Annotated in this window: 12 protein-coding genes; 2 read left to right on the top strand and 10 right to left on the bottom strand. The window is 38.9% G+C overall.

The window, feature by feature from the left end:
* Window positions 1-39 precede the first annotated feature (39 nt).
* Together MK805_RS15235 and MK805_RS15230 are read left to right on the top strand one after the other, a co-directional pair.
* Window positions 40-1,299 (top strand): helix-turn-helix domain-containing protein, encoded by a 1,260-nt coding sequence (locus tag MK805_RS15235; protein ID WP_240876753.1) that lies wholly within the window; start codon window positions 40-42, stop codon window positions 1,297-1,299.
* Between the two features lie 194 nt (window positions 1,300-1,493).
* Entirely contained in the window at window positions 1,494-2,252 is a 759-nt protein-coding gene (locus MK805_RS15230) for an alpha/beta hydrolase (RefSeq protein WP_240876752.1), read from the top strand.
* Window positions 2,253-2,298: 46 nt separating this feature from the next.
* Here the strand turns inward: MK805_RS15230 and MK805_RS15225 are convergent, their stop codons facing one another.
* The 10 genes from MK805_RS15225 to pnp form a co-directional block, all read right to left on the bottom strand.
* Window positions 2,299-2,907, bottom strand: a complete 609-nt coding sequence (locus MK805_RS15225; RefSeq protein ID WP_240876751.1) for a DUF4291 domain-containing protein — start codon at window positions 2,905-2,907, stop codon at window positions 2,299-2,301.
* Window positions 2,908-3,034: 127 nt separating this feature from the next.
* Window positions 3,035-3,709, bottom strand: a complete 675-nt coding sequence (locus tag MK805_RS15220; RefSeq protein ID WP_240876750.1) for an ABC transporter ATP-binding protein — start codon at window positions 3,707-3,709, stop codon at window positions 3,035-3,037.
* A complete protein-coding gene (locus tag MK805_RS15215; protein WP_240876749.1) occupies window positions 3,709-4,785 on the bottom strand; it encodes an ABC transporter permease in 1,077 nt (358 codons plus the stop codon). The genes MK805_RS15220 and MK805_RS15215 overlap by 1 nt, the downstream gene beginning before the upstream one ends.
* Window positions 4,786-4,850: 65 nt before the next feature.
* Complete coding sequence (locus MK805_RS15210; protein ID WP_240876748.1) at window positions 4,851-6,230, bottom strand: sensor histidine kinase; 1,380 nt, start codon at window positions 6,228-6,230, stop codon at window positions 4,851-4,853.
* Entirely contained in the window at window positions 6,227-6,904 is a 678-nt protein-coding gene (locus tag MK805_RS15205; protein ID WP_240876747.1) for a response regulator transcription factor, read from the bottom strand. Before MK805_RS15205 ends, MK805_RS15210 begins: the two co-directional genes overlap by 4 nt.
* Window positions 6,905-6,978: 74 nt before the next feature.
* Window positions 6,979-7,167: an aspartyl-phosphate phosphatase Spo0E family protein gene (locus tag MK805_RS15200; RefSeq protein WP_240876746.1), complete on the bottom strand. Its 189-nt coding sequence runs from the start codon at window positions 7,165-7,167 to the stop codon at window positions 6,979-6,981.
* Between the two features lie 90 nt (window positions 7,168-7,257).
* Window positions 7,258-7,701 (bottom strand): dUTP diphosphatase, encoded by a 444-nt coding sequence (gene dut / locus MK805_RS15195; RefSeq protein ID WP_240876745.1) that lies wholly within the window; start codon window positions 7,699-7,701, stop codon window positions 7,258-7,260.
* Between the two features lie 24 nt (window positions 7,702-7,725).
* Window positions 7,726-8,958: a M16 family metallopeptidase gene (locus MK805_RS15190; protein ID WP_240876799.1), complete on the bottom strand. Its 1,233-nt coding sequence runs from the start codon at window positions 8,956-8,958 to the stop codon at window positions 7,726-7,728.
* 78 nt (window positions 8,959-9,036) lie between these two features.
* Window positions 9,037-9,999: a polysaccharide deacetylase family protein gene (locus MK805_RS15185; RefSeq protein ID WP_240876744.1), complete on the bottom strand. Its 963-nt coding sequence runs from the start codon at window positions 9,997-9,999 to the stop codon at window positions 9,037-9,039.
* Between the two features lie 111 nt (window positions 10,000-10,110).
* Entirely contained in the window at window positions 10,111-12,234 is a 2,124-nt protein-coding gene (gene pnp, locus MK805_RS15180; RefSeq protein WP_240876742.1) for a polyribonucleotide nucleotidyltransferase, read from the bottom strand.
* Between the last annotated feature and the right edge of the window lie 49 nt (window positions 12,235-12,283).

Below are 12,283 nucleotides of genomic sequence, written 5' to 3'. Positions count from 1 at the left end.
ATTATAAAAAGAAAGACCTTGAATATGGGGTGGTTCATTTTGGATATTCCAAAAATTGGTTCTTATATCCGTAAAGTAAGGAAAGAAAGAGGAATGACATTAGATGATTTAGCAGATCAATACATCCCCCGTGCAACTTTATCCTCCATCGAAAGAGGCATTTCTCGAAATCCTACTAAAATAAACTACCTCCTACGAAAACTAGATATTCATCTTTCCGAACTGACACAACAAGAACAAGAAGAGAAAGAGGAAAAATATTTAGATCTCATAACACTAGAGAATAAAATCAATCGCGACCCGGCGGCCGCACTAAAAAAATTAAGTCAACTACCAGATAAATACCAAGGATCATTACTCGACTTTTTAAAGGGACGATGCTACTTTAAATTAAATCAAAATGAAAAATCAACGGCCTATTTTAAAGAATCACTGAAAAACTTAGACAGAGAAATTGACTCTACTAGTACTAATTTAAAACCATATTGCTTAAACCATCTGGCCCTCATTGCATTTCACAACCAAAACTACGCTCAAGCCTTACAATTTACCAATGATGGGTTGTCGGCTTTTGATCGTAATGGAGAACGTAAGTATTTATACACTACACTATTATCCAATCGGTCTATTTACTTATACAACTTAGGCAGAACAGAAGAAGCTTTAAAAACAATCGAACAAATAAAAGCAGATTCGTTTGATTTGGACATGGATACCATTATTGGCATATATGATTTTCAAGCAGAGTTAAACCTAAAAATCCAAATGATAGAAGAAGCATTTGCTTGCGCAAAGAAAGGATTAGAACTAGCACTCATCAATGATAACTATGAGAGACAACTAGAGTTATATATTACCTTGTCCAATATATATAAGGAAAATAACTACCTGAGGCACGCAGAAAAATGCTTGATAACTGCTATTGGTTTAGAAGATATCATCTCGAAACGCCATCAACTTATTTTAGAAGCTTACCTAAAACTTGGAGTGCTCTACCAAGATCAACAAAAATACCACCTTTCTCAAAAAATTTTGAAGAAGGCGATTAGGATTGCGAATAAACAGAATAACATGTTAGAATACACCAAAACAATGCTACATCTTGCAAAAACCTATCAACTAGATACTTCTTACGACCAAGCGATTCATTACTATAAGGAGGTACTGCAACATGCAGTGGATCAATCAACAAAACTTGAGACTCTCTCTGGGCTTGCACAAGTTTACCTCCTACTTGGCGACAATGAGAATTATCTAAAATACTCCAAAGAGTATTTTTTTAGTAGCAAGATATCCTGAAAGGAGGATTCTTGATGCGTTATGGGACTCATCCATCTGGTGATTGAAATCATTCCAACCGTTTCCCTTTCGTTATGAAAAGGAAACGGTTTTTAATTTTTTTATAAAAATAGTTCGATTCAAGAATGTTTTTGGTACAATAAAGCTACACTTGCCCCACAAGGGGCATCTGAGACCGAAGGAAAAAATCTAGGATGAACATCCATCTTCACTTTGTAGGCGGATTCGGAGCCTGCCCTGAAAAGGCAGGATTGGGCTCTCCCTGTGAGAGCCTCGGAGTCGGGTATTCAGCTTCCCGACTGCCCGGGCACCCTGTCAGCCTCGAACGCTCAGATGATGCGCAAGAGCGATTCAAGGCAAAGGTTTTGGCTCAGTGCACTGCAACTGACTGGGTAAACAGGGTTGCAGATGACTTCCGAAACTTGAACCAGCGGGAAGATGTCGACCGAATCATCCTCGCTGGACACTCGATGGGCGCACACCTCATTTCCGCTGCTCTGAAGCAAGTACAAACAGATACAGAGCTTCAGAAGCTGGCAGGAATCACGATGATTAGCACTCCCATCGAGGGTGAGCTCAACAAGGGGTATTCCTACTTCTTGAAGCTCGCTGCGACCTCCGAAATTCGCTTCATTGGAGGTATTCCATACCCCACACTAGGTGGACCGGGCTCCAATAAGTACGTCGTACCTAAGGGGGTAAAGCAGTTCCTTCTGGCTATGCGAATGGGGACGGCTTCTCTCCCTAACGTTTCTGTCCCGGTCCTCTTGTTTAATTTCAGGGAGGACCCGTCCGTACAGGCGGGAAGCGCGTACACCATCTTGGGATATCTCCCTGATGAAATTCGAGAGAAGTCCAAGAAGATCATCCTCGAAGGTCCTCGACGGCATACTCCGAACGAAGAGGATAAAAAAATCATCGTCGAAGAAACCCTACGGTTCCATGTAGCGTAGAACCTCGGTCTCGGATGGTGGCTGCTGGCGCAGCCACCATCCCTGCTTATTTAGAGGTAAATCTATAAACCTTTTCATCAGGCACTTGCAGGCGATGGATTTCTTTTTCATTTACAAATTCACGCTGTTCTGCGACAAAAGCCGATATATCTTCGATTTCCATGATCCAATCCTCCATATATCTTTGCAAGCTTTCCCCTCTTAACCCTAACTGGATCGCTTTTCTTTCCAGTTTTCGACCAAACGGATCATGATCTGGGTCCCATTGAAGCCGGACAGAGGAATTTTTTACTGCTCGTCTCCATTTTTCTTGTGTCCCATAAGAAGATTGATAGCTACTGTGCACTGCTGAGCTGACTATTTGATCAAAACCTTCCCGTTTTAAACGAATGGCTAATGTAACTTCTTGATTTGCTTTCGTCCCCCAGCCTGATCGATACATCATCCACAGGAAATTCGGCTTGATCCAAGTCATTCGGTTCATCGAAAATTCCCCGCCAAATGTTTGATGTTCTACTGCATAAGAGGCAATTTTTTGGTTATAAGCTTGATATACTGTAATCGATGTTTCATCATAGGTTGCAAGTATATGCTGGCCACTTTCTGGCCATATTTGTTTTAATGCGAGGTAATCAGTAGGGGTAATAAATCTCATGCTGTCACTCCTTAGCTGTTCATGAGTACCATTCTACCTCATTTCAAACCCAAATTTAAAAAACATCCTAACTTAACGAAATTAGGATGTTGAATTTGTTACTTTAGAAAAAGAAACAACCTTATTCTCAACCAATCTGCAATTCACCATCTTTAATCATCAGCACACGATCACATAAATCTAACACCCTCTCATCATGTGTGACAATAATGCCTGCTTTTTCTTTTCTCTTGATTTCACTAGCTAACATTTCTACGACTTCTCTTCCTCGCTTGGAATCCAAACTTGCAGTAGGTTCATCTGCTAAGATGATTTGCGGATCATTCATCCATGCTCTTGCAATTGCAACACGTTGCTTTTCTCCACCAGATAGTTGGGATGGAAAATGATGTTTACGATGCGATAAACCTAATTTTTCTAGTAGTCGATCTGCTTTCTGTTTTGTGTCTTTCCGGCTGCGAGATAGCTTGCCAATCAATAGCAATTGATCCATCACAGTGAGATAAGGAATCAGGTTAGAAGCCTGAAAGACGAAACCGATCTTTTGGAGTCTCAGATTCGCTCTATCTTTTTCTTTAAGGTTAGTAATAATTTCGTTTTCAATAAAGACATTACCACTAGTAGGGGACAGCAATAATCCCGCCATCGATAAAAATGTACTTTTTCCAGAACCGGAAGGGCCGATGATAGCGACAAATTCACCTGTATTTACAGAAAAGGAAACATCTTTAAGAGCTGCTGTCTGATTTGTTTTTTCCCCATAAACTTTGCTCACCCGCTCAAAAGTCACCATACTCTTCATCACTCCACCCTCCCAATTGCATCAATTGCTTCCACTTTGGTTATTTGATAGATCGATAACAAAGCACCTAATAGTGATACCATGATCATCAACACCGAAAACCCTGCAAAGGTACTCTTTTCTAGAATAAATGGAACGCTATCTGGCAAAATCAAGGATGTAGCATAAGTAAATCCTATACTTACAAGAACAGAAATACTGGCTATGACGATAATTTGACCTACTACACTTCGAACCAAATATTTCGTTGTCGCACCAATTGCTTTGAGAACACCAAACTGATGAGACTTTTGAAGGGTAATAACATAGAAAAACACGGCCTGTATAAAAGAAGCTATAATAAAGAGAAAAGCAATCATCATCTCTAAAGAGCCTTGTTCTTCCTTGTATCCAGGAGTACTCTGCAAAACTCTTTTTTTCGAAACGAGTTCCAATTCCTTATTTAACTTTATTTTTTGACTTTCCATCCCTCGTAGAACGACAGCATTGTAGCTATCTTGTTTGGTCCAATCTATCCAAGTAGCTTGATTCATATATATGACAGGAGAATGACTATAGGAATTATTTGTAGTATAGCCAACTACTTTCCACTTCTTCTCCGAATTAGAATCTACCATCCAATCCCCTATACGGATGCCTTCTTGCTCGAGTGATTGATCGATTACAATTTCTCCTTTGGCCAAAAATTTAATAGAACTTCCCACTATTACTTTTGGTGCAATGAATCCGTTGATATCAACTGCAAAAGCAGTGATATCCATCTTCTTTGTTGTACCCAATTTCAAAACACTCGTCATTTTCATACCAATAGGCGTTGCATTCTTGTCTTTTGTTTGCTGACTAACTCCTTTCCACTGAATTTTACTTATCTGTGAGCGATTTAATTTACCTTCTGCATCTTTTTGCATGACAAAATAATCTGCATTCATGCGATCAATAGCAGAAGCATTGTCGGCGGAAAGTCCATTTGCTAAGCCAGCTACCATAAATACCAGCCATGTAATCAACACCATAATCAATCCAATTAAAAAATATCGTAACTTGGAATACCATATTTCTCGAATAGCTAAAAACATGTTTTTGCACCTCTCTTTCTTGCTTGATTATAAGAAGTGCAAATGAACAGGAGATGAAGAGAAGATTACAAACGAGGTAGATTCATTTGAAAACGAGTTCCTTCCTTGAGTTTACTTGTTACTTGGATAGTACCTCTATGTAAGTGAACAATTTTTTGGACAATTGCTAACCCCAAACCGCTTCCTTCCTCTTTTTTATTTCTCGATTTATCTACTTTGTAAAAACGGTCAAATATCCGAGTTAGTTCCTCCTTTTTCATACCAATTCCTGTATCTTCCATCTCAACTTGAATGGACTCAGAAGTTGAAATGATTCCCAATCGAATCGTTCCGCCTGCTTCTGTAAATTTCACACTATTAGTAAGTAAGTTCACCCATACTTGAAATAGCAATTTAGCATCTGCTGTTATGCTCGTACTTGGTAATTTCAACTCTATTGTCAGTCCTTTAGACCGCCATTGCCACTCCAACAACTTCACCACTTGCTTCATCTGCTCTGCCAAATCAAATGAACTGTATTGTAACAGATTTTCTTCTTTTTCCAATGAAGCAAGCAATAACAATTGTTTGCTTAATAGCGATAATCTTTCACTTTCTTGCTCGATGATCAATAAATACTGTTTTCTCATTTCATCAGAGAGCTCATTTGATTGGAGGGTCTTGGCAAATCCTCGGATAGAAGTGAGTGGAGACTGAATTTCATGGGATACATTGGAAACAAATTGTTGCCTCATTTCTTCCAATTGCTCAATACTAGCTGTCATTTTAGAGAAATTTTTTGACAATACTCCTAATTCATCCGTGCGTTGTACAGGAAGGGTAACATGGTAATCTCCCTCTGCTATTTTTTGCGTAGCTTTCGTCAAAAGACGAATTGGTCGAACAATATAATACGTACCAATAAAAACAAATAAAATACTCAGTCCAATTGTCAATAAGAGTAAAACAGAAAAGAAAATACGCATCTCTCCAAACTGAGTACCTATATCCGGGCGAAGAAAAAGTGCAGCACGCCTTTGTCTATTTTCTAAAGGAACACCGATTGTATTTGCTAAAGCATCATCAAAAAATCCGGTGATAAATACTCCTTTTGGAAAAGTAACCACCCCATGATACGTTTTTCCAGACAGTACATTCTTTACAATAGAAGGAGAAAGAGCTGTATCATCAAAAGGTTTACCATAAAAAATAGGCTTTTTTCCTTCTTGAAAAAGTGCCAGTTGAAATCCTAAAGCAGCAACATGCCGCAAATAAATGGAAAGGTCTAATCTGGGGTGTTGCTGAAAAAAATTTTTTACGTTTTTTGTTATAGCAGCTATTTTTTGATCATTATAAGGTTTTAGTTTTACTTGGTAATACCAATTACTCAAAAAAAAAGCGATACACCCGCTTACTATCATGATACAAATAGTTGTTAAAGCAAAACGCATATACAAACTTTTCAATCTGCAAGTACCTCCAATTTATAACCTACTCCTCGAACCGTTTTTATTGCAAAATCATGCGTCTTGTTTGAAAAGCGCTCTCTCAGCCGCTTAATATGAACATCTATTGTTCGTTCATCTCCAAGAAATTCTTCTCCCCAGATCAATTGAATGAGTTCAGATCTCGTAAAAACACGATTTGGATGGCTAGCTAGTTGAGACAATACTTCAAATTCTTTGTAGGGCAATAATATCGTTTTCCCTTGGTACCTCACTTCATAACTTTTTCGATCAATGGTAATCTGTCCGATAACAATAGAATCTGCATTTAGTATCTGATATCGACGTAGCAGGGCTTTTACACGAAACAAAATTTCCTTTGGTTCAAATGGCTTGACGACATAATCATCCGTTCCCATTACAAATCCTCTCTCCTTATCTAGTAATTGATCTTTTGCCGTCAACATAATAATAGGAATGTCATAAGTTTTTCGTACTTCTTTGCAAAGCTCATAACCATCCACTTCTGGCATCATAATATCAATGATCGCTAGATTTATTTTTTCTCGTTTTAAAATTGCTAATGCTTCTCTACCATTGGCGGCTTCCCAAACAATATATCCTTCTGTATGTAAATGAAACTTCACCAACTCACGAATATGCGAATCGTCATCAACGATTAAGATTGGTTTCATATTATTATCACCTTGTGCAATCCTTATAAATTTATTTTACCCATATGGAAGAAAGACAAAAATAAAAACAGCACCTAAAGAGGTGCCATATAACGTGCTTTCAAATTTTGATACTGAACGATGAGTAAATCTAGTTCATGACTAATGGGTAAAACGGTAGGATCCAACAATCTACTTGGTTCTCCTCTAACAGATTGATGTAACTTTTTGCGTACTCGCTCCAACTCTTCTTCTAAACGCTTCAATGGACGTGCATCTTCCATGGAAAGATCCCCCTGCCCTAGCATAGAATGGTAAATTGGTAGCTATACACTTCTTCTCTAACCTTTGACCCATATTTATCTTCTCTATACTTATACGCCAGTATGTCCAAATCCACCTGCTCCACGAGCAGAACTAACCAATTCATCTACTTGTTCTAACTGAACTTTTGCTACCTCTTGAAAAACAAGTTGTGCAATACGGTCTCCCCGATTTACGCGAAAGGGGTGGTCACCAAAGTTAACCATGATTACTTTGATTTCTCCACGGTAATCTGCATCGATTGTTCCTGGTGAATTTAACATAGTAATACCATGTTTAAAAGCAAGGCCACTTCTTGGACGAACTTGTGCCTCTAAGTGTTCTGGCATTGCAATAGAAATGCCAGTAGGAACTAATTTCCACTCTCCAGGTTGCAAAACTAATTCTTCTGTCACAGCAGCACATAGATCAAATCCGCTAGCACCAGTAGACATTTTCGCGGGTAGTGCTAAATCCTCATTTCCTCGAACACGACATAACTGAACTGTTAACATATCAAAATTACTCCTTAAAAAAATTTATGAAATAATAGGCAATTTTCCATCAGGCGAAATGATAGCTAATGACTTCTCCGAATGAAAAATTTTATTGGCTAATTTATTTACACTATCTAGAGTCACTTGCTCCACTTGAGCAATGATTTCATCTAAAGTAAGATGCTTTTCCAACAACAACTCATTTCGTCCTAAACGACTCATTCGATTATTGGTACTCTCTAATCCAAGCATCATACTGCCTTTTAACTGTTCTTGTGCTTTTCTTAACTCTTCCTCCAAAACTCCCTGAACAGTTACCTGATGAAGTACATCTGCAATCACATTACAAACCTCTTGTTCCTGCCCATGCTTCGTACCTGCATAAATCGCGAACAATCCATTATGACGGTGAGAAGAGTGATACGAATAGACAGAATATGCAAGCCCTCTAGCTTCTCGTACTTCTTGAAAAAGACGAGAACTCATATTTCCACCAAGGATATTGTTTAATAGAATAAGAGGATATATTTGAGCATCTTTCACTGAAAGCCCTTGGAATCCAATACAAAGATGCGATTGTTCTGTCGTTTTTTGTTTCGCTATTACTTGGGGGGTAAAGGCGGGAAAGGAGCTATCCGATGCTACACTCTCTCCACGGTGATGGGAAAAATACTTCTCCACTTGCAAAATAAAATCATCGGGCAGATTCCCTGCAAGAGCGATGACCACATTATGTGGATTATAATACTGTTCTCGATAAGCAATCAGCTGATCTCGGGTAAAGGAAGATACATTTTCCTTCGTGCCAATAACAGGATTACCCAGAGGATGAGTAGAAAAAGAAATTTCCGATAGCAAGTCATGGATCAAATCATCTGGTGTATCTTCCACCATCGCTATTTCTTCCAGTACAACTTTCTTCTCTTTTTCCATTTCTTGTTCATCAAAGGTCGAATGAAAAAACATATCCGCTAAAAGGTCCAAAGACATTTCAAAATGTTGATCTAACACTTTTGCATAGTAGCATGTCACTTCTTTTGATGTAAACGCATTGACTTGACCGCCAAATTGATCAAAACCTTCTGCGATTTGTTTAGCTGTTCGAGTTGTGGTGCCTTTAAAGAGCATGTGTTCCATAAAGTGAGATATACCATTTATAGAACTTGACTCTCTTTCCGAACCTGCACCAATCCAGATTCCCAAAGCGATGGAACGAACATGAGGAATCTGCTCTGCTACAATGCGTATTCCATTTGTTAACGTTTTGGTAATGATGTAAAAAACCCCCTAGCATGCTACTGGCAATTCCAAATTCAAGCAGTATTTCCACTATATCAGATTCCAAGAAATCGCTCAACGGATATTCAATCGTTTTGTGGAAAGAACTTCTGAAACAGTTGCTAGAGCTAACTTTTTTTGTTTAATAGCACGAATCATTCCAGGCAATGCCTGTACGGTTCGATCTGTTGGATGCATCAAAATTAAATTACCAGGCTCAACTTTAGAACCTATCTTTTGCACCATAGAAGTGGCAGAAGTAGTTTTTCGCCAATCAATCGTATCTAATGTCCATAAAACCGTTCCCAGATGATAATCACTAGCTACTTGCACAACCTTGTTGTTAAAATCACCGCTCGGAGGTGCAAACCATTTACTAGGATGATGAAAAACTTGTTTGATCACTTCTTCCGTACGGCCAATTTCCCTATTCATTCTATCAATGGGTACTTGGCTCATCATTTGGTGAGTGTACCCATGATTGCCAATCTCATGTCCTGCTTTTTCCAGCGCTAAACCTTCTTTACGATGACTGTTTAACCATGTACCGTCCAAAAAAAATGTAACTTTTATCTTCTCTTGTTGAAAAATTTGGAGCATCTTTGGCAAATATTCAGTTCCCCAAGCCACATTGACCATTAATGCTACGGCTTGCTGCTGTTCATTGCCTTTAAAAATTGGTCCTGTCCCTAAGTCTTTCAAATCAACAGCTGGTTTCACAGCTTTGTAAACCCATTGAATATCTTTACTATGCAGTTGCTTTGTCTTTTCATATGTTTTTTCTTTGTCTACTATGAAACCATCCAAACCAGGAACTAATTTCCATACACGGTCATTTCGCGCATTAATGGGAGCTTTTTCGTGTTTGGAGGCTTCCTGATCGATCTTTGCTTCTAACCCCGTATCATCTGATAAAAATGTTGGAATTGCGGTTTGGTTACGGATTGCGGATATATATATAAATACAGGAGAATGATAGCAGATGATCGTAACGACCATCAACGTCAAAACTCCAATAATATAATAGTTCTTTTTCAAGGCTTGGCATCTCCTCTCTTGATTTACCATATGAGAAGAGATACAAATAAATGTTTATATCTAAAATAAAAAGAGACAGATTTACCATTTTGGCATATCTGACTCTATTCATTATTTCGATGCTTCTTTTTTTCTCGCTTCTTCTTCTCTTAGCAATACTTTACGGGAGAGATTCACACGACCTTGGTCATCTATCTCTGTAACTTTTACCATGATTTGGTCCCCTATCGAAACCACATCTTGCACTTTTGCAACACGTTCAAGGGCGAGTTGGGAAATATGTACCAAACCTTCCTTGCCTGGGAAAAGTTCCACAAATGCACCAAACTTCTCTACACGCTTCACCGTACCGAGATACGTTTGCCCTACTTCCACTTCCCGAACAAGATCTTCGATAATTTTCTTTGCTTTTTCGTTTTGTTCGCTATCTGAGGAAGCAATGTATATACGACCATCTTGCTCGATATCGATTTTTACAGCTGTTTCCTCGATGATTTTGTTGATCACACGGCCGCTTGGTCCAATCACATCTCGGATTTTATCTGGATGAATGCGCATAGTCACAATTTTAGGTGCAAATTCCGATAGCTGCTTACTAGGCTCTTTAATGGTAGCTTCCATATTATCTAAAAGGGTAAGCCTTGCTTTACTTGCCTGTTGAAGTGCTTTTTCTAATATTGGGCGATCAATTCCAGCAATCTTAATATCCATCTGAAGTGCAGTTACACCTCTGCGTGTCCCAGCCACTTTAAAATCCATATCGCCTAAATGATCTTCCATTCCTTGAATGTCCGTTAAGACACTGACTAAATCTCCTTCTTTCACTAGACCCATTGCAATACCCGCTACCGGTGCTTTAATAGGTACACCAGCGTGCATGAGTGCGAGAGTTGAAGCACAAATACTCGCCTGAGAAGTAGAACCATTAGACTCCAATACTTCCGAGACCAATCGAATCGTATAAGGGAATTCATCTTCACTTGGAATTACTTGTTCCAACGCACGTTCACCTAAGGCGCCATGTCCAATTTCCCTCCGGCCAGGAGAACGCATTGGTCTTGCTTCTCCAACACTAAAAGGCGGAAAGTTATAATGATGCATAAAACGTTTCGATTCTTCTAAATCCAATCCATCTAATATTTGTACATCACCTAATGCCCCTAATGTACAGACACTCAATACCTGTGTTTGTCCTCTACGAAATAGACCTGATCCATGAGTACGTGGCAAGATATTTATTTCACTAGATAGTGGACGAATTTCATCTGTAGTACGTCCATCTGGTCGTTTGCCTTCTTCTAATATCAAACGGCGTACTTCTTCTTTTACAATTAAATCAAGTGTCTTATGGATATCTTTTTCTTTTTCTGCATACTCTTCTTCTGAATATTGGTTTTGCAATGTCTCGATAACGGATTTCTTCACTTTATCAATTGCTTCTTGACGAGCTTGTTTTTCCACCACTTGAATCGCTGCAACCATTTCCGGCAAAGCTAGGTCTCGTACACGGTTTTGTACATCTTCATCGATAGTTGCGAGCTCAGGAACCATTTTTTCTTCTCCACATTTAGCAACTATCTCTTCTTGAATCGCTACTATCTTTTTAATTTCTTCGTGCCCCAATAAAATGGCTTCTAGGACAATAGATTCAGGAATTTCCTTTGAACCAGCTTCCACCATATTAATTCCATCTTTTGTGCCAGCAACGACTAAGTGCAAATCTGACTTTTCCATTTGGGAAACTGTTGGATTGATAATAAGTTTACCATCGACACGCCCTACAATTACACCAGCAATTGGACCAGCAAAAGGAATGGATGAAATAGAAAGGGCAAGAGACGCACCTATCATCGCAGCGATTTCCGTAGAACAGTCTTGATCCACAGACATAACCGTCGTCACCACTTGAACTTCATGGCGAAATCCGTCAGGAAATAGTGGTCGAATTGGTCTATCAATTAATCGGCTAGCTAAAATAGCTTTCTCGCTTGGACGACCTTCTCTTTTTATAAAACCGCCAGGTATTTTTCCTACTGCGTACAATCGCTCTTCATAATTGACAGTAAGTGGAAAAAAATCCAGTTCTTTAGGCTCTTTTGAAGCAACTACTGTTGCTAGAACTGCAGAATCTCCATATCTCACCATGATTGATGCATTTGCTAAAGCTGCATATTTGCCAATTTCAAATGAAAGTTTTCGTCCTCCAAGCTCTGTTTCAAACAGTTGAGACTCCACTTCATTGCCTCCTTTCAGACGTTTAACAATTTCCTATTCTCGTTTTTAT

It is taken from the genome of Shimazuella soli, from assembly GCF_022511585.1.
In the GTDB taxonomy this organism is placed as follows: Bacteria; Bacillota; Bacilli; order Thermoactinomycetales; family Thermoactinomycetaceae; genus Shimazuella; species Shimazuella soli.
This window is presented reverse-complemented; position numbering and strand designations above follow the sequence as displayed.